Annotated in this window: 23 protein-coding genes; 1 reads left to right on the plus strand and 22 read right to left on the minus strand. The window is 41.8% G+C overall.

All coding sequences use genetic code 11. The features are described from left to right. Window positions 1-50: 50 nt before the first annotated feature. On the minus strand, window positions 51-734 hold the full coding sequence (locus SORDD16_RS02280; protein ID WP_061452207.1) for a hypothetical protein: 684 nt from the start codon (window positions 732-734) through the stop codon (window positions 51-53). A gap of 265 nt (window positions 735-999) precedes the next feature. On the opposite strand from SORDD16_RS02280, the gene SORDD16_RS02285 reads away from it, so the two are divergent. Beyond that, window positions 1,000-1,230 carry a hypothetical protein gene (locus SORDD16_RS02285; RefSeq protein ID WP_061452208.1) on the plus strand — a complete coding sequence of 77 codons (231 nt, stop codon included), beginning with the start codon at window positions 1,000-1,002 and terminating at the stop codon, window positions 1,228-1,230. Between the two features lie 70 nt (window positions 1,231-1,300). Here SORDD16_RS02285 and SORDD16_RS02290 read toward each other — a convergent pair whose 3' ends face one another. The 21 genes from SORDD16_RS02290 to SORDD16_RS02390 form a co-directional block, all read right to left on the minus strand. Further along, window positions 1,301-2,074, minus strand: a complete 774-nt coding sequence (locus SORDD16_RS02290; RefSeq protein ID WP_061452209.1) for an NUDIX domain-containing protein — start codon at window positions 2,072-2,074, stop codon at window positions 1,301-1,303. 1 nt (window position 2,075) lies between these two features. Next, complete coding sequence (gene pnuC / locus SORDD16_RS02295; protein ID WP_061452210.1) at window positions 2,076-2,855, minus strand: nicotinamide riboside transporter PnuC; 780 nt, start codon at window positions 2,853-2,855, stop codon at window positions 2,076-2,078. 9 nt (window positions 2,856-2,864) lie between these two features. Beyond that, window positions 2,865-3,923: an AAA family ATPase gene (locus SORDD16_RS02300; protein ID WP_061452211.1), complete on the minus strand. Its 1,059-nt coding sequence runs from the start codon at window positions 3,921-3,923 to the stop codon at window positions 2,865-2,867. A gap of 145 nt (window positions 3,924-4,068) precedes the next feature. Continuing rightward, window positions 4,069-6,501 (minus strand): ATP-dependent Clp protease ATP-binding subunit, encoded by a 2,433-nt coding sequence (locus SORDD16_RS02305; protein ID WP_061452212.1) that lies wholly within the window; start codon window positions 6,499-6,501, stop codon window positions 4,069-4,071. Between the two features lies 1 nt (window position 6,502). Continuing rightward, complete coding sequence (locus tag SORDD16_RS02310; RefSeq protein ID WP_061419241.1) at window positions 6,503-6,961, minus strand: CtsR family transcriptional regulator; 459 nt, start codon at window positions 6,959-6,961, stop codon at window positions 6,503-6,505. A gap of 279 nt (window positions 6,962-7,240) precedes the next feature. Continuing rightward, window positions 7,241-7,711: a hypothetical protein gene (locus SORDD16_RS02315; protein WP_061452213.1), complete on the minus strand. Its 471-nt coding sequence runs from the start codon at window positions 7,709-7,711 to the stop codon at window positions 7,241-7,243. Window positions 7,712-7,717: 6 nt separating this feature from the next. Next, complete coding sequence (locus tag SORDD16_RS02320; RefSeq protein WP_061452214.1) at window positions 7,718-7,957, minus strand: hypothetical protein; 240 nt, start codon at window positions 7,955-7,957, stop codon at window positions 7,718-7,720. A gap of 309 nt (window positions 7,958-8,266) precedes the next feature. Beyond that, window positions 8,267-8,602: a YjcQ family protein gene (locus SORDD16_RS02325; RefSeq protein ID WP_061452215.1), complete on the minus strand. Its 336-nt coding sequence runs from the start codon at window positions 8,600-8,602 to the stop codon at window positions 8,267-8,269. 156 nt (window positions 8,603-8,758) lie between these two features. Further along, the gene (locus SORDD16_RS02330) at window positions 8,759-9,487 is read right to left on the minus strand and encodes an ABC transporter ATP-binding protein (RefSeq protein ID WP_061452216.1); all 729 of its coding nucleotides are present in this window, start codon (window positions 9,485-9,487) and stop codon (window positions 8,759-8,761) included. Beyond that, window positions 9,487-10,494, minus strand: coding sequence for an ABC transporter substrate-binding protein (locus tag SORDD16_RS02335; protein ID WP_061452276.1), 1,008 nt, complete (start codon window positions 10,492-10,494; stop codon window positions 9,487-9,489). Before SORDD16_RS02335 ends, SORDD16_RS02330 begins: the two co-directional genes overlap by 1 nt. Window positions 10,495-10,531: 37 nt before the next feature. Continuing rightward, window positions 10,532-11,290, minus strand: coding sequence for an ABC transporter permease (locus SORDD16_RS02340; RefSeq protein WP_164966472.1), 759 nt, complete (start codon window positions 11,288-11,290; stop codon window positions 10,532-10,534). Beyond that, on the minus strand, window positions 11,253-11,543 hold the full coding sequence (locus tag SORDD16_RS02345) for a thiamine-binding protein (RefSeq protein WP_000647673.1): 291 nt from the start codon (window positions 11,541-11,543) through the stop codon (window positions 11,253-11,255). The genes SORDD16_RS02340 and SORDD16_RS02345 overlap by 38 nt, the downstream gene beginning before the upstream one ends. A 278-nt stretch (window positions 11,544-11,821) precedes the next feature. Beyond that, on the minus strand, window positions 11,822-14,455 hold the full coding sequence (gene polA / locus SORDD16_RS02350; protein ID WP_061452277.1) for a DNA polymerase I: 2,634 nt from the start codon (window positions 14,453-14,455) through the stop codon (window positions 11,822-11,824). An 84-nt stretch (window positions 14,456-14,539) separates the two neighbouring features. Continuing rightward, entirely contained in the window at window positions 14,540-15,649 is a 1,110-nt protein-coding gene (locus SORDD16_RS02355; RefSeq protein ID WP_061452217.1) for an SH3 domain-containing protein, read from the minus strand. 90 nt (window positions 15,650-15,739) lie between these two features. Continuing rightward, window positions 15,740-16,015, minus strand: coding sequence for a Veg family protein (locus SORDD16_RS02360; RefSeq protein ID WP_061452218.1), 276 nt, complete (start codon window positions 16,013-16,015; stop codon window positions 15,740-15,742). Window position 16,016: 1 nt separating this feature from the next. Beyond that, a complete protein-coding gene (dnaB, locus tag SORDD16_RS02365; protein ID WP_061452219.1) occupies window positions 16,017-17,369 on the minus strand; it encodes a replicative DNA helicase in 1,353 nt (450 codons plus the stop codon). A gap of 43 nt (window positions 17,370-17,412) precedes the next feature. Then, window positions 17,413-17,865, minus strand: a complete 453-nt coding sequence (rplI, locus tag SORDD16_RS02370) for a 50S ribosomal protein L9 (RefSeq protein ID WP_000864206.1) — start codon at window positions 17,863-17,865, stop codon at window positions 17,413-17,415. After that, window positions 17,862-19,835, minus strand: coding sequence for a DHH family phosphoesterase (locus SORDD16_RS02375; RefSeq protein WP_061452220.1), 1,974 nt, complete (start codon window positions 19,833-19,835; stop codon window positions 17,862-17,864). The genes rplI and SORDD16_RS02375 overlap by 4 nt, the downstream gene beginning before the upstream one ends. Before the next feature lie 163 nt (window positions 19,836-19,998). Further along, window positions 19,999-21,177, minus strand: coding sequence for an acetyl-CoA C-acetyltransferase (locus SORDD16_RS02380; RefSeq protein WP_061452221.1), 1,179 nt, complete (start codon window positions 21,175-21,177; stop codon window positions 19,999-20,001). Window positions 21,178-21,264: 87 nt separating this feature from the next. Beyond that, the gene (gene hpf, locus SORDD16_RS02385) at window positions 21,265-21,813 is read right to left on the minus strand and encodes a ribosome hibernation-promoting factor, HPF/YfiA family (protein ID WP_000599119.1); all 549 of its coding nucleotides are present in this window, start codon (window positions 21,811-21,813) and stop codon (window positions 21,265-21,267) included. Window positions 21,814-21,891: 78 nt separating this feature from the next. Beyond that, window positions 21,892-22,146 (minus strand): ComF family protein (locus SORDD16_RS02390; protein WP_164966473.1); only part of this gene is annotated, 255 nt, incomplete at its 5' end.

A 22,146-nucleotide genomic window follows, 5' to 3' on the forward strand; every position in this document is an offset into this window, starting at 1 on the left:
TGCCCTTGGAGTTTACGGTTTTTTTAGATCCTAGGAAAACCTAGGTACTATTATTGAATCAAGGCAACGCTGGAAACTTTACCATCCGCACCTGTTGTAATTTGGATGATTTTTCCTCCACCGATTTTGGCATTATACTTACCATCATCAAGAGTGTAAGAGTAGCCTCTGATAGAATAGTTTTCTTTCTTTCCATCTGCAGTTTCTACTGTAAATTGGCCCCCTGATGAAACTGTAATAGTTTCGCCATTCGCTCCCTTCCAGTTACCTGCAGCTGCTGAGAAATCACCATCGACCATGGTTAAAACACCCTTGTAGCGTTTGTTGTGTTCTGCTTGCTTGTCTTGAAGTTGGCGGTCAGTTGTTGGATCGTAGCCTGACTGGTTAGACTGGTCTTGAGAGCCTTGCTGAGTTGATGGAGCCTGAGAAGGGGCTTGTTGACTAGGAGCTGCTTGTTCTTGTCTTGATTCAGGTGCTGGTTTCGCTTGTGACTGATCTGCCGTTGTAGAAGACTGACCAGAAGATGCCTGAGCCTTTTCAGATGAAGCTGAGCTTGAAGATTTTTGAGTCTGGCTTTCTTTGCTAGAAGAAGCTGCTTTAGAACTTGATGATTGACTTGTCTTGGCAGAGCTGCTGGTTTGAGTGGTTTCGTTTTTATTTCCACAAGCCCCCAGTAGCAAGGTAGAAGCCAATACAGTCGCTGCCATCAATTTGATATAGGTTTTCTTTTTCATTTTTCCGCTCCTTTGTAACACTTTTGAAATGTTGAGAAATCTTTTTGTAATATAATTGTAACATTGGGCCTTGGATCTGTCAACTATTTAGAGAAACTATTTTAAAAAATTTCTTTCTACTATTTCTATTCGTAATTGAAACAAAAAAATAGAAAATTTCTTCGATTAGAGTCCTATTTTTTGCATCGCTCCTATGTAATCGCTTGTATTGTGTTAGACAAAGGAATATAATAACATTGAAATAGAATATAGGAGGTGCACCCTTATGCTAAATAAGTATTACAAGTATCTTCCTTGGTTGATTTTGGGAGCTATTGGCTCTTATCAAACAGCCACTTACTATACGCGAACTGCATTTGATGTCTTCTATCTGACTACAATCTTTATGATTGTCTATATCGCTTTGTTATTTTTACATGAGAACTATCTCAAGTATCGATACAAAGACTTCTTTACTCACATATTGAGTGATCCTAAGAAAGATAGCCATCCCTAAAACAGTCGCAACGGAAAGCCATCTCATGATGGTAGATAAAGAGGTCGGGAACTCTTCCCGGCCTCGTTTTTTATTTCAATCGATAGGTTTTTCTTGGTTTCTTTTTGGGTACTCGTTTGAGTCCGACTTCTTCTACATATTCGCCGTATTTTACAAGAAAGTTATTGCTAACGATTGGGCGACCGGGGTTGATGAGGTTGACCAGTTCGGTTCCTTCGTAGACGGTGAACTCCTCCTCCAACAGATAGAGGAAGGTCGGGTTCCAGTCGAGACGGCCTTGGATTCGTTTGATGGATTCTTGGATAATGGCATAATGGTCAAATGCGAAGGCTTGCTCCTCCAGCTCAACTCCCTCTAGGAAGCATTTGCCTGTCTGAAAATTGACATCTACGAAAACCACATCCTTGGCATCGTCTCCTGCCTGAACGAGGTCTAGGGCACGACTAGGCAGGTACACCAAGTGAGCAATGGTCACTGTCCAGCCCCGTGGGTCACGCCCAGGGGTTGATACGGTCATTAATTGCTCGATTTTTTCCAAAGGTAGATCCAGATTGACTTCTTCTCTCACCTCGCGTTGACAGGCATGTGCAGCATCTTCTCCCTTATCCATAAAGCCTCCAACCAAAGCCAAACAGTTCTGATAGGGGTGAGCCTTGCGACGAATCAGCAAGAGCTTGATCTTTCCTTCAACAAAGCAGTAGGCTACCATATCTACTGTCACACTTGGTTTTTCATATTGAGGGAGTTCCTGCTTGTAGTACCAGTCTAAAAACTCCTCCTGACTGGCATGGATTTCATAATATTCTTTTTCCGTCATCCCAGCTGGAATCATCGTATCTGCCATCTTATGCCTCCTTTCGAACTGCCTTGGTCCATTGGTACCAACCCACTAGACTGTTAAGTGTGTAAACCCAGTACATCCCTTGGATGTGGATATTTTCACCCCACCAGAGATAAATACTAAAGAGATTTGTTGCAATCCAGAAAATCCATTGTTCACGGTAGAGACGTGTCATCAAGAGCTGACCAACACCATTGGTCGCATCGGTAACACTATCACGGAAAGGGCGAGCGCTATTGATACTTTGATAAGCCAAGCCCATACCAATCCAGATAATGGCAGTCAAGGCCAAGTACTTGAGCCAGTCAAGCACAGATAATTTCTTAGCTTCAAAGTGGGATTCTTCTGGTTTTTCTTGGTCATTGATACGATTGGACAGCCAAGCATAGAGACCAATCGGCTGCATGACAAAGAAGTAAACAGTCGTCAAGACTTCTCCATAAAAAGTCGCATTCATGGCCAAGATCAAGTAGATTGCCGAGTTAATGGCCCCAAAGAGATAATTACTTGCACGCCCTTCTGCTACTAGGATAACACAGACAATCCCAGTCCAAGATGCAAACAAGCTGAGCCAATCATGACTTTGCGTATTTTGCGTGAATTCCAAGATCAAGGGAACACTTGACAGGGCAATGAGATACAACCACTGGAAAAGGCTACGGCCGACAAAGAGATCTTTCCATAGCAAGCGCATGATTCCTGCAAAACCGATCTTGCGGGCTTCTGCATGGACATTTTTAAAGTTTTCGATAAATTGTGTGATTTTTTCAGTTAGTTTTTTCATCATTTTCTCCTAATCTGCTTGGTAAATGGCATCAATAGCCACTTTTGCTGCTTCATAATTGCCTAAGTAATCCTCAGCCAGATAAACTAAAGGAATGGTCGTTAAATATCGCTCCCTCATCTGATCCAAATGCTGGGAAAAACTGTAGCGAATGTGGTCTTCTGCCATGGTCATATCTCTAAATCCATCATTGACATAGGAGCCGACAGGCTGCACAAAGAGAATCAAATCCCATTTTTCCTTGGCCAAGATAGAGGCGAAGAGATTGTCAAAGGTTTCTCCTGATAAGTCCCCTTGGTCCTCAGTCTCCATGTAATAGTCATAGTAGCCCTTGGTTACCAAGGAGTTGGTATCGGCTATCACTAGGCCTCGATTGGCATTGCTATCGATTAGCTTTGAGGTCTGGTCATACTGCCCTAAAAGGAGATAGTAGTAATCCTTTGGAGTCAATTCATCGTCGCGGACGTTGTTTTTAATCTGGTACTCACGCGCATATTCCAGACTAACAGGCGCATCGTAATACCTTGCCAAATCCTTGGCTAGAGTTGTCTTCCCATTACTGGCACTTCCCATGATCAACACTTTCTTTGTGAACTGACGACGGAAGGGTTGAGCAATGTATTTCCAATATTTGCTTGGATTTTCTCGAATCATAGTCGCTGAGATACCAAACTTTCTTTCTTGCAAGACGGTGCCAAATCCACGTTTAGCTAGCTCTTGCTGGTATTCTTCTTCTCCCACAAAGAAGATTAGTTCTTGCTGGGTTTCATCATAGGAAATCTCCACTAACATCTGGTCCAACCACTCCTGCCAGCCCATAGGGTAACGGGGAAGGTTGGTCTCATCCAGCTTGCAGACAGAGGTCAACTCGTCATCACGAAAAGCCTCTCGGATATAGCGAAATCGTTTTTGAAGAGTTAAGCCTATCTGCTCCCCTCTGTCTCCCTCATAGCCTGAAACGACTACCCAGACCTGATCACACTGGCGCTTCGCTCGCTGGATCAGATCGATATGTCCCTGATGGAGAGGGGCAAAGGTCCCAAATACCACTGCTGTTTTCTTTTTCATAAACGTTCTACCTTTTTATAATTTTTGATATTTTTATTTTCTATGTTTTTATTATATACTATATTTTTGTTTTGTCAATAGTTTTTTATCATTTTTTATAAAAAAGTAACAAAAAAGAATCAGGACCTCTCCTGATTCTCCATTTTTATGCAATATCAAATTTTAATTGACCAGCTTTGACACCAATCTTGAGGGTCTTGCCTGCTACTAGTTCCCCCTTAAGAAGAAGTTCTGCCAACTTGTCTTCCACCTCTGTTTGCAGAGTTCTGCGAAGTGGACGAGCTCCCATCTCTGGGTCATATCCTTGATTTGCCAACAATTTCAGTGCGGAAGTTTGTAATTTCAAGTCAATGCCTTTTTCAGCCAAACTTGCTACTAAAGGTTTCACCATAATCTTGACAATTTCTTGCATGTGTTCGCTATCCAAACTGTGGAAGACCACCTTTTCATCAATACGGTTGATAAACTCTGGTCGATAAGCTTTTTTCAACTCTTCAAACATGCGTTTTTCCATATTTTCCTGGTCAAAACGAATATCCTTAGCCCCAAAACCAACAGTCTTGTCATCACGAAGGGCTGTTGCACCAAGGTTTGACGTCATGATGATAATGGTATTCGAAAAGTCCACCTTGCGTCCCTTGCTATCTGTCAAAACACCGTCGTCCAGAACCTGCAAGAGGACATTAAAGATGTCTGGGTGGGCCTTTTCTACCTCGTCAAAGAGGAGCACAGAGTAAGGTTTGTTGCGAACCTTCTCGGTCAACTCCCCACCTTCTTCGTAGCCTACATAGCCCGGAGGAGCTCCATTGAGACGGCTAGCTGCGAATTTCTCCATATACTCACTCATATCAAAGCGGATAAGGGCTGATTCGTCATCAAAGAGAACTTCTGCCAGAGCCTTGGCCAATTCGGTCTTACCGACTCCTGTCGGCCCTAGGAACATAAAGGAACCAATCGGACGCTTGTGACTGCGAATACCTGACTGGTTGCGACGAATGGCACGGCTAATACTTGAAACAGCTTTATCTTGGCCGATGACACGTTTGTGTAGTTCCGCTTCCAAGTTCAGATATTTCTTAGCATCCGTTTGCGTCAGTTTTTGGACTGGGATACCTGACAAGCGACTCAAGGTAGTCAAAATTTCAGATTCTGTTACCAAATCTTTATAGACAGGGACTTCCTGCTCTTTTGCGATTAACTGGGCAGCTTGTTTCCACTTGCCATCCATCAAAGCCTTATCAGCTGGACTCAAGTCGGATTCGTCTACTTTCACCTGTTTGGATTTGTTTTGCACTGTTGCTGCTGCTTCATCCAATAGATCGATGGCAGAGTCTGGTAAGTGACGACTAGTCAAGTAACGATGCGCCATCTTGACAGCCGTTTCAACAGCTTCATCTGTGATTTGCACACGGTGGTGTTTCTCATAGGTAGCCTTCAAACCTTGCAAAATAGTCATACTGTCAGCTAGACTTGGCTCTTCAATCGTCACTTTTGCAAAACGACGAGAGAGAGCTGCATCTTTTTCGATGTGTTTTTGGTATTCTTCCTGAGTGGTTGCACCAACCGTTCTCAGAGTTCCGCGAGCTAAGGCTGGCTTCAAGATATTGGCCGCATCCAGAGTCGAGTCAATACCGCTACCAGAACCCATGATGGTGTGGAGTTCATCGATAAAGAGGATCACTTTGCCATCTTCCTCGATATCCTTGATGATGTTGTTCATACGCTCTTCAAAGTCACCACGAAAACGTGTCCCCGCAACGACATTCATCAAATCCAGCTCTAACACGCGCATCTTTGCCATTTCAGCTGGTACATTCCCACTAGCAATACGCTGAGCAAGTCCAAGTGCCAGAGCTGTTTTCCCGACACCCGCATCACCAACCAAGACCGGATTGTTCTTGGTCTTTCGACTCAAAATCTGAATCATACGTGAGATTTCCTTGTCACGACCGATAACTGGCTCTAACTTGCCAGAACGCGCTTGCTCCGTCAGGTCATGCGTGTAATCCTCTAGACCACCACTTTGAGCTTGAGGCATTCCCATCATATTTGCCATAGAATTTTGCTTGTCAGTTACTGTGCGATGGCGTTGACGCAAAGCCTTAAGATCTTCTCTAGTCCATCCTGCACGCTCTTCTAGATTGCGACGAAGAGCAGCAATTCTGACCTGATCTTTCTGGTCTTCATAAGAGAAGCCCGCTCTCTCCAAGATGCGAGTTGCCAAGGCATTACCATCATGCAAAATCGCATAGAGGACATGTTCTGTCCCTAGCACCTTAGCATGAGCCACTGAGGCCACATACTCTGCTTCTGCAAAGAGAACCTCCAAACGATGAGAAAAAGGCAATTCCGTAAAGGTTTCATCTTGGCTATAGTCGGTTTCAGTCAGTTCCAACGCAACCTCTTCTAAACGGTCCATTTCATAAGGATAATCATTTAAAGTCGCCCCTGCCACACTATAACTGTGATTAGACATGGCAATCAATAGATGCCAAGACTCTAAATAACGGGCTCCAAAATGGCTCGCAACCATGTAGGCACTTTCGATACATTCATTCAATGCTTTTGAATAGTTCATCTTACTTCTCTTTTCTATCTACCTCTTGTAATAGCTGTCGGAGCATATTGGCACGGACAACTGAAGATTCTTCCCCTAGGACACGATCTGTTGCTACTGAAGTCAGCAAGGTCATCTCTTGCTTGGTCATCAAGTCCTGCTCCACCAAAAGCTGGAGAATATCCTCATAGATCTCCTGATTAACTCGCTCACCAATCGAGTAAAGCAAATCGCGGAGCATCTCATGATGATTGGAAAATTCAATCCGTCCGATGCGAATGTAGCCTCCGCCACCACGCTTGCTCTCAACCAAGTATCCTCTGCTTTCAGTAAAACGTGTCTTGATGACATAGTTGATCTGACTTGGCACAACCTGAAAGGTATCTGCCAACTGGCTCCGTTGCAATTCCACGATACCAGACTGGTCTAATATCGCCTTGATATAGGCTTCGATATGATCTGATGTATTTTTAAATCTCATAGTAAATCAAACTCCTTCTTTGAACCTTGACTATCTTTGACTATACTATCATTTAACACTCTATAAGTCAAATTTTAAAGGCTCAACCATTGGAAATACTGACTTTTTTAAAAAACACTTTGGCATTAAATCGCCTTAGTTTTTCTTGAAAGTCCCTAAAAAAGTCCACAAAAAAGAGCCCTGAAAAGGGCGTAATATTGACGAGTTCAGCAGGCAAGACGTGCCTTTTTTACTACTAGAATGAAAAATCCTGTGAGGTTTAACTCACAGGACTATATATTATGCAAAACAATAATTACCCTTTACATCTGATTTTGATATCGGCTTATCCTCAAAATCAATAGAGTCCTTCTTGATAATATCTATACTCTCACGAGTTCTAAGAGATGAAATTGCAATACAAGCTAAAAAATACCAGTGAATTACTTGCAATAATTCCTCATTATTTTTAGATTCTATTATTTCATCTAATTCTTTATCTAACTGTTGCTGCAACGAACCTTCAACCTTTTTAGAATTTTCTACTATCATTGAAACATCTAACTGAGCTTCTACAAATGACAATACAACTTTTGTTAGAGCTGGATATTTATCTTCATACTTACAAATTGCATCTTTTATTATATATTTTTCTTGAAAATGAGTATATAGGAGATTATATGCAATCATTTTTTTATGTTTTTTTGTATCTCTAATATAAAAGAGCAAAACAAGTGATGCAACAATTATTAAAAACAAAATTATTCCCATTTTATTCTACCTCCTTTTATTATCAAGCAATTTTTCCAAATCAGATATTCTCTGATCTCTATCAGAAATTGTTTTGTTTAGTTCCTCAATTAATCTAGCTTGGCTTTTAAAGGTCATGTCATAATCTTTACGCCGTTCTTCTAGTAGTTTGGAAAAAATATTATATATCCCTAATGCTACTAGAATACAAATAGCTAATGGTACATTTAGCCCAAAAAAATCCTTAAATAAGTTTAGCCACTCCAACTATGTAATCCCCCTATGAAAATCTCTAAACTAAATATGGTATCCTATATACTATTATACCATACTTGTCAAGTACTATATATTGTGTCTTCTTATATAAATAAGCACACCAAATCGTGTGTATTTGCAAAAATTTTTTCAGTTTCAATACAGAATTTAATCTTCTATAGGTAAATGTATCGTATACCTCCAGATCTGCTTATCTATATTAACCAATTGTATTGTGAATTGTCTCAAAACATGACTGCTATAACTTTTACGATAGTTCATATTTACTAGTAACTAAGTATAAGAAAAGTACTTTAAATGCTACATTCCAGGAAGCCAGTCTTTTATTTCTTTCAAAATTTTATAAGCCTGTTTCATTTTAGAATTGTCCTCTAAATATCCAATACCTTTGGTCGTAATCCTGACAAGAGACAAATACTCAATATAAACATCTCCGGACATATCTCCAGTAACACAAGTACCTGTCAAAAATCCATCATCAAATAAATTACGATAGACATCCATTAAATACCGGTGGGGGATTTCCAGAACGGAAGCGTTTATTTCATTTTCATCGGCTGACTCTCCATGCTTCATTTTCTGAAAATAATAATTAAGGATTTTATACACAACTACCCAATAATCATTTTTTGCCATGAATACAGTCTCCTTTTTTAAAAGTATATGCCTCTGTACTACATTCTCATTATAGTCCTTTTAACATCCTCCTGCAAGTAACAAGATATCCTTATTCCCATTTTTTAAAGAAAAAGGACGCTGGTAAAGGATAATCTTCACCAACTCCCTATTTTTCTACTTATCTAATCCCAATTCTGCTAAGATTTGACGTTTGTAGGCAATCTTTTGGACTTCCTTGTCCTCGTCTTCAGACCAATCTAGTTTAATTTCTGAGACAATTTTCCCAGGACGATTTTTCAAGATATAGATGCGGTCACTGAGATTGAGGGCCTCTTCAATACTATGCGTGATGATCAAGGTCGTCAGCTGTAGCTGTTTGTGAATCTCCAGATACCAAGCATGGAGTTCCATCTTGGTCATCTCATCCAAGGCGCTAAAGGCCTCATCCAAGAGAAAGAGCTTGTGCCCAAAAAGATAGGTACGAAGCAAGGCCACACGCTGACGCATCCCCCCACTAAGTTCATGGGGATACTTGTCCCGTACCGCCGTCAACTGAAAGGTTGCAAGAATTTCATCCGCGCGGGCAATGGCTTCCGCCTTATCCACTTTTTGAATCAAGAGGGGCAAAATGATATTACCAAGAACGGTCTTGTGCTCCAAGAGAAGATCCTTTTGCAACATATAACTCACGCGCCCCTTAGGATTCTCCTCGCCATCAAGGACAATTCGCCCAGACTGGACTTCTAAAATCCCAGCGATTAGGTTAAAGAGGGTGGTCTTTCCAACACCACTTGGACCTAGGATAGAAACCACTTCACCTGAAGTCACCTGCAGGTTAATGTCCTCTAAAATCCTATCTTGACCATAGGCATAACTGACGTGTTCTAGTCTAATTTCTGTCATTATTTCACAAATTCGTTGGTGAAGCCTTTGTCTGTCAAATCTTCTTTAAGGATACCATTTTCTTTATCCCATTTGTAGAAGGCATTCCAGCGAGCTGCATCAAATTGACCCCATTTTTCCTTGTCGCTTGCGTATTCTTTTGACAAGTATTTTTGAGATTCGATGACAAAGTCACGTTTTTCCTTGAGTTCAGGTGCATTCTTGATAAGGATATCGGCTGCTTCTTCTGGATGTTCCATGGCATATTGGTAGCCTTTTTTGATAGCTTGGATAACTTTGCGAGCTTCTTCCTTGTTGTCTTTTAGATAGTCGTTGTTAGCGATGATAACGGGTGAGTAGTAGTCAAACTCTTTGACATAATCTTTCAAGTACATGAAGTTAGCGTCTACGCCCTGAGATTTGGCAAGGATACCGTCCCAACCGTAGTAGATCCAAGCAGTGTCAAAGACGCCATTGGCAATCGGTGTAATTGAGTTTGAGTCGTTGTTTGGTACTTTTTCGACCTTCTCAAAGTCTCCACCTTGTGATTCTACCAAGGTTTTCAACATAGCAAGCTCCGTTGGGTCATTCCAAGTTCCGTATTTCTTGCCAACCAAGTCCTTTGGACTGGTGACATTGTCAGATTTACGTGAGATGATCCCTGATGTATTGTGCTCAACGATAGCGGCAACGGCAGTGATTTCTGCCCCTTTTTCCAATTTTTTAGCCATATAGTCTTGGAAGTACACTGCAAATGGCGCCTTGCCATTGATCACCAAGTCAGAAGAACTTTCTTCTGGTGGCAATTTCAAATCAACATCTACTCCAGCTTCTTTAAAATAGCCTTTTTCCTTGGCAACATACAGCCCTGTGTGGTTGGTATTTGGTGTCCAATCTAGGATAAAGTCAATCTTCTTGAGTTCTGCTTCTTTGTTGTCCTTAGAAGCTGTTCCTTGGCCACAAGCCACAAGTACGACAGCTACAAGAGCTGTTACAAGCGTTAAAAACACTTTCCATGTTTTTTTCATTTTCATTTCCTCTTTTCTTTTTTGAAACATTCTTATTCTATGAACGTTTCCATTTAATCACATATTTTTCACTAATACCGACCAATTTCATACCCAAAAGGCTGATAATCGACACCAGAATAATAATAGCAAACATGGTATCATACTGAAACAGTTTCTTGGACTGAATCATGTAGACACCTAGTCCTTCAAAGCCTCCCAACCACTCAGATACCACTGTTGTGATAAAGGCGTAAGAGACACTGACCCTCAGACCTGCATAAAAGTAGGGCAGACTGACAGGGATTTTAAAATGCCACAGGATTTGCCAAGGTTTTGCCCGCATCAAACTAAACAAGGTCAGCATATCCTTGTCACAATGCCTAAATCCATCCAAAATACTAACGATGATAGGGAAGGTTGTTGTCAGGATTATCAAGACAATCTTAGGCAAAATCCCATATCCTAGCCACAAGACCAAGATAGGAGCTATGGCAATGGTCGGGATAGTCTGAACAACCACCATCATAGGGTAAATCAGGTCATTGAGCCAAGTCAGACTGTCCATGAGCACAGCCATGAGGCAAGCAATCAAGACTCCTAAAACCAGCCCCAGCAAAGCCACTCTCAAGGTCGCCCAGCTATGGTGCCAGAGAAATTCTCTATCACGAACAAAGGCCTTGAGAATTTCAAAAGGAGTTGGCAGGATAAACTTGGGTAAAAGTTTGAATATTCCCGCTAACTGCCAGACCGACAAGACTCCTAGAAAACCCAATAGACTAATCTGTCGTCTCATCATACTTTTCAAGTTTCTCATCAATGCTTAAAATCTCTCCTACATTTATTTTGACATTGGCAAAGACATTATCCGCCTCCTGCCCTGCCACTTCTAACGCTTCTTTGAGAATGCGCATGAGCTCATCAAATTCTCCTTCCAAGACCGTTTCAAAGGGTGTCACCACCATAGTCACAGATTGAGCTTGCAGATAAGCAATCACCTGATCGATAATAGCGATCCGGTCAATCCCTTGTGACAAGGGCAAGACTTGCAAGGCAATGCTTGCTTTCATAAAAACCTCCTTTTCTCAGACTTCCTTTTGACAAAAAGAAAACCTTTCCCATATATACGGAAAAGGTGCAGAATTCGGCCAAGTATCCTTCCCTACGCTGGCATTACCCAGATCAGGTGCGGTCGAAGTTTAACACTTCCTCTCAGACTGTACACAGACTCCCGTATCTTATATGGATATATGATAACGCAAAAGCAAGGATAAGTCAAGGAAACTGCTTACAGAAAAATATGAAAAAGAGTTTGAAGGCAGGTACTTCAAACTCTATCATAGCTTTCTTATTTGGCCTCGTACCAAGTTGCACCTTCATTCTCATCTGCGATGAGGGGAACACTGAGCTGGATGGCTTCTTCCATAGTTTGTTTCACCAGTACTTTGACGGCTGCTAGTTCTGATTTCGGAACCTCAAGGACGATTTCATCGTGCACTTGCAACAGCATCTTGGTCTGATAACCACCTTCAACTAGAGCCTTGTCTAGCTGAATCATAGCAATCTTAAGAATATCTGCTGCCGAACCCTGGATAGGAGAGTTGATGGCAGTCCGCTCCGCAAAACCACGAATGTTGAAGTTGCGCGAATTGATATCTGGCAACTCACGACGACGCTTGAAGAGAGTCTCTACATAGCCCTTATCACGCGCCTCACGCACCACTTCATCCATGTAGTTTTTAATACCTGGGAAGCGTTCAAAGTAAGTGTCAATGTAGGCTTTTGCTTCCTTACGGCTGATGCCCAGATTATTAGACAAACCAAAATCTGAAATCCCGTAAACCACTCCGAAGTTAACCGCCTTGGCATTACGACGGTCGTTTGGAGTCACATCTTCAGGGCGTTCAATTCCAAAGACCCGCATGGCCGTCGAGGTATGGATATCTGCTCCCTCTTGAAAGGCCTTAATCAGATGCTCATCCTTAGAAATATGAGCCAAAACGCGCAATTCAATCTGTGAATAGTCCGAGCTGAGAAGGACACTATCCTCCCACTCAGGTACAAAAGCCTTACGAATGAGACGACCTTGCCCCAAACGCACAGGAATATTTTGCAAGTTTGGATCCACACTAGACAAACGCCCAGTCTGAGTCAAATCCTGCACATAGCGCGTGTGAATCTTGCCATCATCCAAAATCCAGTCTTGCAAACCAATCACATAAGTTGACTGAATCTTAGCAATCTGACGATAGTCTAGGATTTTCTTAACAATCGGCGCAATAGGAGCCAGTCGCTCTAGCACATCCACGGCTGTCGAGTAACCTGTCTTGGTTTTCTTGGTGTACTCTAGAGGAAGACCGAGTTTTTCAAAGAGAAGAACGCCCAACTGTTTAGGCGAGTTGATATTAAACTCCTCACCAGCCAGTTCGTAAATCTCTTGAGTGAGTTGCTCAATGACGACCTCATTTTCAGCCTGCATCTCAAGTAGGGTTTCTTTTTTGACCTTGATCCCAGCAATTTCCATCTTGGCAAGGACAAAAGCCAGAGGTTGCTCCATGTCATAGAGAAGATCTAACTGCCCATGTTCACTGAGTTTTTCAAGTAAAACCGGCTCAGTCTCAACCAATACTGCAACCTTGCGAGCCAAATGCTCCAAGAATTTCTCTCTCTCAGGGATAGCTTTCTTGACACCCTTGCCGTAAAAAGTCTCATCATCGACCAAGTAAGTCTGGCCATAGAGACTAGCAATGGTTGAGATCTCATTGTTCTCGACAGTAGAGAGGAGGTATTTGGCCAAGCGACTGTCAAAAGCAGGTGCCTGGAGATTCAAGCCCAAACGATTTAAAAGAACTTTAGCTTTCTTAAAGTCATACACTTTCAGAGGTGTTTTTTCTAAAAATTCCTTGAGAATTGGCTCCTGCAAGAGCTCAAGTTTGTCTGTAGCGTAAAGTTTATCCCCACAAGACCAAGCAAAACCAACCAAGTCATCTGTATGGTAGTTCTCACCAAAGAGTTCAAAGTGGAAGATAGAGTCTGCGCTCAGCATGTCTTGACTGACGTGGTCAACGATAGTGAAATCCAAACTTTCAGGCGCATCCGTTGATGACACATTTAGAGCTTGCTTGAGCTGTTTGAAGCCCATCTCATCGTAGAATTTCCCGAGATTTTCCACATCTGGACCATTATAAACCAAATCATCTAGTCCAATTTCAATCGGTGCCTGAGTCTCAATGGTCGCTAATGTTTTCGATAAAAAGGCTTGTTCTTTATCATTGATGAGATTGTCCTTCATCTTAGAAGCCTTCATCCCATCGATATTTTCATAAATACCCTCGAGCGAGCCATGCTCCAGCAAGAGCTTGATACCCGTCTTTTCACCGATTTTCGTGACACCAGGGATATTATCAGACTTATCCCCCATAAGAGCCTTGAGGTCAATAAACTGGGCTGGTGTGAGTCCCATTTTTTCCATGAGGTACTCGGGTGTAAAGGCCTCAAACTCAGCCACACCTTTCTTGGAAATCTCGACCACCGTATGCTCATCCGTCAACTGGATCAAATCCTTATCTCCGCTAACGATTGTCACATTGAAGGAATCTTTCTCAGCCAAGCGACCTAGGGTCCCGATGATATCATCGGCTTCATACTGAGGCAACTCATAGTGTCGAATCCCAAGATGGTCTAGCAACTCACGAATGAAGGGAAATTGCTCACGAAACTCATCTGGAGTTTTAGCACGACCACCCTTGTAGTCTGCATACATCTCTGTACGGAAAGTCGTTTTTCCTGCATCAAAGGCTACCAAAACATGACTAGGCTCAACCCGTTCTAAGACATGATTCAACATGAGTTGAAAGCCGTAGATTGCATTGGTATGAAGACCATTAGCATTTTTAAAACGATCCAACTGCTGATAGAGCGCAAAAAAAGCTCGAAAAGCAACAGAAGATCCATCAATTAATAATAATTTTTTCTTGTCCATACACCCATTATAAAGGAAAGCAGGGAAAAATACCATTGGAAAGAATAGGCAAATGGTAGTGAAGTTCTCTTTTTTATATTCTTTCTAGATTCTAGCTCCATTACTATCCACTCGATAGCCATCCACAGTGGTATTCACTGCTAAAGCCCCCGAAGCATTGACGTAGTAATACTTTCCTCCTACTTGGAACCACTGGCTAGACTTCATAGCCCCTGAACTCTCCAAATAATACCATGTTCCATTTTCCTTGAGCCATCCTATCTGCATCTCTCCCGATGCCTTTAGATAGTACCAATGCGAGCCATCCTTTACCCAACCTGTTGACATAGTCCCGTTTTCTTTGAAGTGATACCAACTGCCATTTATTTTCTTCCAACCAGTTACGAGTTTCCCGTTTTCACGGTAATTCCAAATACCGTTTTGCTTCTTCCAACCATTCTCCACCGATTCTGTTTCCATATACTGGACGTATCTCCTCGTTCCACTATAGGACAGGTAACTAAGCCACTTATAACCTTCCTTTTCTACGATTTGATCGTAGAAAACATTTTCACCAGGATAGTAGTAGTCAATAACTTGTCCTGTACTTGACGGCTGGTTTCTAATGGCGGATTTTTGAGTAAACGTATGAGTCCCACTAGACGCCAGCCCTGACCTGACAGGATTTCCAGTTCTACCACCATTCCCTACCAAGTCCTTAAAATGGATAAAGCCTGTCATAGAGCTAGCTTTTACGCTGCGACGATTATACTTCTCCCTAACTCCATAGTTATACTCTTCGATCTCAATCGTATCCCCTGACACATTTGATACCCAAGCCACGTGCCCATAATAACCTTCTGTCGACCATGCAATAGCCCCAACTTCTGGCTTAGTATCCACACGGTAGCCTTCTCGCCTTGCACGATGTCCCCATTCATTCGCATTTCCATAGGCAGGAGGAATCTCAAAGCCATTTACACTACTCAAACGAAAGGCTGCAAAAGATGTACACTGGCGAGAATACATCCGCCACTGATCGATTTCCACACTACCATTTTTATAATGAAGTGGGTAGTCATCTCCACGCGCTACACTGTCAGCCTGAACCGATTCACCACCAAACAAAAAAGCACTCGTAACCAACAATGTGGCCAACCCTACACCCAACTGCATATATCTGCTCTTCTTAACTCCTGATTTTAAAAACGTCATTCATTCTCCTTAATAATATAAATTTCTGAGGTTACCCTCCTTTATACTATTCGGGAGAAAAAGAAAAAAGTGAGCAAAGCTCACTTCATTTTAAGATCCTTGGTCTAGATAGCGAATCAAATTCTTTTCTGTCAAGATATCTGAGTAGGTGAAGGATTCAACGTAAACATTAGCTTGTTTATCTCCCTCAACATCCCCAAATTCAACGATAAATAGAGATGGATAAACCTCAATTAGCTTACCCAATCTATTTTTTTGGCGCTTACGGCCATTCTCCAAAGTCATTTCAACGACTTGTCCCTCATGCGCCTTGATTTCTTCTTTGATTTTTTTCATCTTGGCTACATCTGTAAATGCATCTGACATCTTATGCCTCCCTCTTTGAGATACTTGAAAATTTATTGTATTCTTTTTGGAAAATCAATTCCACCGTTCCACGAGCTCCACTACGGTTTTTCTCGATGATAACCTCAACCTTGTTATTTGGAATTCCTTCCTCTTCTTCACCCGCACGATCGTAGTAGTCGTCACGGTATAGAAAAGCTACGATATCTGCATCCTGCTCGATAGAACCCGATTCACGAATATCAGACAAGACCGGTCTCTTATCCTGTCGCTGTTCCACTCCACGGGATAACTGACTGAGAGCAATGACTGGAACTTTCAATTCCTTGGCTAGAATTTTCAACTGACGAGAAATTTCAGAGACTTCTTGTTGGCGGTTCTCACGACCAGTCCCTGTGATAAGCTGTAGGTAGTCAATCAAAATCAAGCCTAGATTGCCCGTTTCTTGAGCTAGTTTGCGTGAGCGAGAACGAATTTCCGTGATCCGAATCCCTGGTGTGTCATCGATATAGATACTCGCGTTGGCTAGGTTCCCTTGAGCAATGGTATACTTTTGCCACTCCTCATCAGTCAATTGACCTGTACGGATAGAATGGGACTCCACTAATCCTTCGGCAGCCAACATACGGTCTACTAGACTTTCCGCACCCATTTCCAGTGAAAAGATAGCAACTGTCTTGTCTAACTTAGTCCCAATGTTCTGAGCAATATTCAAGGCAAAGGCCGTCTTACCAACTGCTGGTCGCGCCGCTAGAATAATTAATTCCTCCTCATGGAGACCTGTCGTCATATGGTCCAAATCACGGTAGCCCGTTGCAATACCGGTGATATCCGTTGTTTGTTGTGACCGAACTTCTAGGTTCCCAAAGTTGATATTTAGAATATCTCGGATGTTCTTGAACCCACTACGATTGGCGTTTTCGCTAACATCAATGAGCCCCTTTTCAGCCTGAGAGATGATTTCATCTGCAGGCTTAGAAGCCTCATAGGCTTGGTTGACAGACTCTGTCAACTTGGAAATCAAGCGACGTAGCATAGCCTTTTCCGCTACGATTTTAGCATAATATTCCGCATTAGCTGAAGTTGGTACAGAGTTGACAATTTCAACAAGATAGGACAAGCCACCAATATTTTGGAGATCCCCTTGGCTATCCAAAATCGTCCGAACCGTCGTCGCATCGATCGCTTCCCCACGATCTGACAAATCAACCATCGCTTGGAAGATCAACCGATGAGCATACTTAAAGAAGTCTCGAGAATCAATATATTCTCGGACAAAAACGAGTTTGCTCTCATCTATAAAAATAGCCCCCAGAACAGATTGTTCGGCCAAAATATCCTGAGGTTGAACTCGCAGTTCCTCTACTTCTGCCATCCGACTTTCCTTCCTTTTACAATCTTGTCAAGAAGTTGTAAACTTAACCTTCTTTTACACGAAGATTGATGACGCTTGTAACATCTTGGTAGATTTTCACTGGTACATCAATCAAACCTACTGCTCGAATTGGTGCTTTTACTTGAATGTGACGCTTGTCAATATTGATACCAAACTGCTTTTGCAATTCTTCTGCAATTTTCTTGTTGGTGATGGATCCAAAGGTACGGCCATCTGGTCCAACTTTTTCAACAAACTCTACGACAGTCTCTTCTGCTTCAAGTTTGGCCTTGATGGCTCTTGCCTCTGCTAACATCTCTGCATGAGCCTTTTCTTCTGATTTTTGTTTTCCACGTAATTCACCGATTGCCTGAGCAGTCGCTTCCTTAGCCAAATTCTTTTTAATCAGGAAGTTTTGAGCGTAGCCAGTTGGCACTTCCTTGATTTCGCCTTTTTTCCCTTTTCCTTTGACATCTGCTAAAAAGATTACTTTCATTCTTCTTTCTCCTTTTCTTTTAGTTCATCTAAAATAAGTTGAGTCAATTTTTCTCCAACTTCTGATGGACTCATATCCTTAATCTGCGCAGCAGCTAGGTTAAAGTGACCACCACCGCCCAGTTCTTCCATAATCCGTTGCACATTGATTTTACTACGGCTCCGAGCCGAGATAGAGATGAATCCTTGTGTGTTTTTTGCCAGAACGAAGCTGGCTTCAATGCCAGACATAGCTAACATAGCATCGGCAGCCTTACTGATTACAACTGTGTCATAAGTGGTCGAATCCTTAGCTTGGGCAATTAAGACATCTGAACCCAACTTACGACCTTGTAAAATGAGTTCATTTACCTCACGGTACTCTTCAAAATCTGTCGCAGCAATCTCCTGGATAGCAATACTATCACTTCCACGTGTTCTCAGATAGCTAGCCACATCAAAGGTTCGACTCGTCACGCGAGATGTGAAATTCTTGGTATCCAGCATCATACCAGCCATCAAAACACTGGCCTGCATACGACTCAAACGATTTTTCTTAGAATTTTGGAACTGAATCAACTCTGTGACCAACTCACTCGCACTACTTGCTCCACTTTCGATATAGGTGATTACTGCATTCTCTGGAAAATCCTGATCACGTCTATGATGGTCAATAACAATAGTTTGAGTGAACAAATCATAAAAATCTTTTGACAAGGTCAAAGCCGTCTTGGAATGATCCACTAAAATCAATAATGAACGGTTTGTAACTAACTTCATCGCATCTGTAAGAGGCAAGAGTTTGGTGACTCCTTCTTTCCCCAAGAAGTTGACGGCGCGCTCAATGTCTGGCGACATTTGTTCTGCATCATAAACAGCATAGCTATTTTCAGTGATATTGCTCGAAAATAACTGCATACCGACCGCAGACCCCAAGGCATCCATATCCAGATTTTTATGACCAACTACAAAGACTTGATCCACACTGCGAATCTTATCTGAAATAGCTGTCATCATGGCTCTCGTACGTGTTCTTGTTCTCTTAACAGAGGCTGCGGAACCACCACCGAAATAGACTGGGTTCTTGGTTTCATCATTTTCCTTGACAACGACTTGGTCCCCACCACGAACCTCAGCTAAGTTCAAATTCCTTAAAGCAACTTTCCCTATCTCATCATGATTGCCATCACCATAAGAAAATCCCATACTTAAGGTTAAGGGTAATTGCCTCTGTTTTGATTCTTCTCGGAAAGTATCAATAACAGAGAATTTGTCATTCATCAATTCCTCTAGTACTGTGTAATCTGTGAATACATAAAAACGATCCATCCCCACACGGCGAGAAAACATGGCATACTTACTAGCAAATTCTGAAACAAAATTGGCTACAAAACTATTGATATGGCTGATATCAGAGTCAGACGTCGCATCCTCCAAATCATCATAGTTATCTACCGAGATGACTCCAATGACTGGACGGCTAGTTACCAATTCGACAGTAGCTTCATACTCTCCAGAAACATCAAAGAAATACAAAACACCCGAAGCCTTGTCCATATGAACAGCATATCGTGTTTCGCCCAAGGTAGCATACGAACCTGGATTCCCAACAGAAGCCTTGATGATGGTTTGAATTAACTCAACATCCATTTCCCCTTCTTCAGTAGTTAAAATCAGCTCAGCATAAGGATTAAACCATTCCACTTCTCCGCTTGATAAGTCTAATTTCAGGACTCCCACCGGCATTTGCTCAAGCAGCGTATTCAAACTCTCCTCTGCCTGATGATTTACATATTGGATTTGTTCAATTTCGCTCTTTTCATACTGTTTTTTTTGCCATACAAATAAAAGCAGATAAAGCAGTACGAATAGAAACAAAACAGTGATTGTTACAGCAAGATTATGTGAAAAAATAATCAGCAAAGTTAAGATTCCGAAAGTTGCAAGTCCTAGCCAGACTGCAGAAAACGGGATTAAATTATTTTTTTTCATTCTAAACCTCTTGCGCATTATTATATCACAAAAACCCTTAAAAAGCGACCTTTAAAAAGAGGTAAGCCTCCTTTTCCTTATTGATTTTTTTATGGTTTGACTGCAAAAAGGAGGATAAGCTAACCATCCTTCCTGCACATCTATATACTCTGGTTACTGTCACTTAACGTTCCACGATAAGGGCAGTCCCCATCCCTCCTCCGATACAGAGAGTTGCTAACCCAGTTTTAGCATCACGTTTCATCATCTCATGTACCAGCGTTACTAGGATACGGCAACCGGAAGCCCCAATTGGGTGACCAAGAGCAATGGCGCCACCATTGACGTTGACAATATCTGTGTTAAAGCCAAGTGTTTTCCCAACCACACAAGCCTGGGCAGCAAAGGCTTCATTTGACTCAATCAAGTCGAGATCATCAATTGTTAAATTGCCTTTTTCAAGAGCCTTGCGAGTCGCATAAATCGGCCCACATCCCATCATCTTAGGGTCCAAACCTGCACTTGCATACGAACGAATGCGAGCAATCACTGAGAGTCCTAATTCTTCAGCTTTTTCAGCACTCATGACCAAGACAGCCGCTGCCCCGTCATTGATACCGGAAGCATTTCCCGCTGTGACAGAACCGTCTTTTTTGAAAACAGGATCTAGCTTAGACAAACTCTCTAAGCTAGCATCTTTTCTAGGATATTCATCTGTATCAAAAACGATAGGATCGCCTTTGCGTTGAGGAATGACAACTGGCACTATCTCTTCTTTAAAGCGTCCAGATTCTATAGCTGCCACTGCTCGTTTTTGCGATTCCAAAGCAAGAGCATCTTGAGCATCTCGGCTAATACCATATTCTTCAGCCACATTCTCAGCTGTAATCCCCATATGGTATTCGTTAAAGGCATCAGACAAGCCATCCTTGAGCATGGTATCCACCACTTTCGAATCTCCCATACGACCACCCCAACGGAAGCTTGGCAAAACATATGGTGCCTGACTCATGTTTTCTGCACCACCAGCTACGATAATATCTGCATCGCCACATCGAATCGCTTGAGCAGCCAACTGCACTGCCTTCAAACCAGAACCACAAACCTTATTGATGGTAAAGGCTGGTGTAAATTCAGAAAGTCCTGCATGAACGCTCATTTGACGAGCTACGTTTTGACCTAAACCAGCGCCTAGGACATTCCCCATAATCACTTCATCTACCTGCTCTGGTTTCACACTCGCCTTCTCCAAAGCACTCTTAATAACCAAAGCTCCCAAATCAACAGCAGAAACATTCTTCAAGCTTCCTCCAAAGGAGCCTATTGGAGTTCGTACTGCCGAAACAATCACCACGTCTTTCATAACTGCCCCCATTTATACCTTTTATAATAATGCAATACAAAAGTGGTTTACAATTTTGTAAACCACTTTTACATAGTTGTCAAGATTTTATGATTCCTTAACTTCTAACAAACCAACTTCACCATCTTCACGACGATACAAAACATTAGTTGTTTGATCTTCGACATCAACATAGATAAAGAAATCATGTCCCAACAAGTCCATTTGAAGAAGTGCTTCTTCCAAATCCATTGGTTTCAAATCAATTTGTTTTGAACGAACCACTTTTGGCTGCACAACATTTGCATCTTCAACTAGAGCATCTGTAAAGAGTTGGCTTGTTGCAACCTTATTTTTGTTCTTGCGTTCGATTTTTGTTTTATTTTTACGAATCTGACGTTCGATTTTATCTGTTACAAGATCGATAGAACCATACATATCTTGAGAAATATCTTCTGCACGAAGGGTAATTGATCCAAGTGGAATCGTTACTTCAACCTTTGCTGTTTTTTCACGGTAAACTTTCAAGTTGACACGTGCATCCAACTCTTGTTCAGGTTGAAAATATTTTTCGATCTTTTCGAGTTTAGAAACTACATAATTGCGAATTGCTTCTGTTACTTCTAGGTTTTCACCACGGATACTATATTTAATCATATAAGTACCTTCTTTCTAAACATTTTTATTTTTCTAACTATATTATAACGCTTTCATTTTCATTTTGCAAATTTTTCCTCATCTTACAAGGGAAAAAGTTTTGACTTCCAAAACACCTGCTTCTTCCAGAAGTCTTTTCACACGATTAATAGTCGCTCCTGTTGTATAAATGTCATCAATCAGTAAGAGCTTCTTAGGAAGTGAGGTCTCATCTTTAATGAAAAATGGGATTTCAGTAGCTAATCTTTCTGAACGATTCTTAGAAGAACTAGCTTTCTCTTCTCTTTTTCCTAATAAATCATAAAAAGAGAATCCCGCTGCCTCAACCAAACC

Source organism: Streptococcus oralis (assembly GCF_001578945.1).
GTDB lineage: Bacteria > Bacillota > Bacilli > Lactobacillales > Streptococcaceae > Streptococcus > Streptococcus oralis_Q.

Coding starts and splice junctions, on each gene's coding strand:
- SORDD16_RS02280 (WP_061452207.1), bottom strand. CDS start 734: ATGAAAAAGAAAACCTATATCAAATTGATGGCAGCGACTGTATTGGCT.
- SORDD16_RS02285 (WP_061452208.1), top strand. CDS start 1,000: ATGCTAAATAAGTATTACAAGTATCTTCCTTGGTTGATTTTGGGAGCT.
- SORDD16_RS02290 (WP_061452209.1), bottom strand. CDS start 2,074: ATGGCAGATACGATGATTCCAGCTGGGATGACGGAAAAAGAATATTAT.
- pnuC (WP_061452210.1), bottom strand. CDS start 2,855: ATGAAAAAACTAACTGAAAAAATCACACAATTTATCGAAAACTTTAAA.
- SORDD16_RS02300 (WP_061452211.1), bottom strand. CDS start 3,923: ATGAAAAAGAAAACAGCAGTGGTATTTGGGACCTTTGCCCCTCTCCAT.
- SORDD16_RS02305 (WP_061452212.1), bottom strand. CDS start 6,501: ATGAACTATTCAAAAGCATTGAATGAATGTATCGAAAGTGCCTACATG.
- SORDD16_RS02310 (WP_061419241.1), bottom strand. CDS start 6,961: ATGAGATTTAAAAATACATCAGATCATATCGAAGCCTATATCAAGGCG.
- SORDD16_RS02315 (WP_061452213.1), bottom strand. CDS start 7,711: ATGGGAATAATTTTGTTTTTAATAATTGTTGCATCACTTGTTTTGCTC.
- SORDD16_RS02325 (WP_061452215.1), bottom strand. CDS start 8,602: ATGGCAAAAAATGATTATTGGGTAGTTGTGTATAAAATCCTTAATTAT.
- SORDD16_RS02330 (WP_061452216.1), bottom strand. CDS start 9,487: ATGACAGAAATTAGACTAGAACACGTCAGTTATGCCTATGGTCAAGAT.
- SORDD16_RS02335 (WP_061452276.1), bottom strand. CDS start 10,494: ATGAAAAAAACATGGAAAGTGTTTTTAACGCTTGTAACAGCTCTTGTA.
- SORDD16_RS02340 (WP_164966472.1), bottom strand. CDS start 11,290: ATGAGAAACTTGAAAAGTATGATGAGACGACAGATTAGTCTATTGGGT.
- SORDD16_RS02345 (WP_000647673.1), bottom strand. CDS start 11,543: ATGAAAGCAAGCATTGCCTTGCAAGTCTTGCCCTTGTCACAAGGGATT.
- polA (WP_061452277.1), bottom strand. CDS start 14,455: ATGGACAAGAAAAAATTATTATTAATTGATGGATCTTCTGTTGCTTTT.
- SORDD16_RS02355 (WP_061452217.1), bottom strand. CDS start 15,649: ATGACGTTTTTAAAATCAGGAGTTAAGAAGAGCAGATATATGCAGTTG.
- SORDD16_RS02360 (WP_061452218.1), bottom strand. CDS start 16,015: ATGTCAGATGCATTTACAGATGTAGCCAAGATGAAAAAAATCAAAGAA.
- dnaB (WP_061452219.1), bottom strand. CDS start 17,369: ATGGCAGAAGTAGAGGAACTGCGAGTTCAACCTCAGGATATTTTGGCC.
- rplI (WP_000864206.1), bottom strand. CDS start 17,865: ATGAAAGTAATCTTTTTAGCAGATGTCAAAGGAAAAGGGAAAAAAGGC.
- SORDD16_RS02375 (WP_061452220.1), bottom strand. CDS start 19,835: ATGAAAAAAAATAATTTAATCCCGTTTTCTGCAGTCTGGCTAGGACTT.
- SORDD16_RS02380 (WP_061452221.1), bottom strand. CDS start 21,177: ATGAAAGACGTGGTGATTGTTTCGGCAGTACGAACTCCAATAGGCTCC.
- hpf (WP_000599119.1), bottom strand. CDS start 21,813: ATGATTAAATATAGTATCCGTGGTGAAAACCTAGAAGTAACAGAAGCA.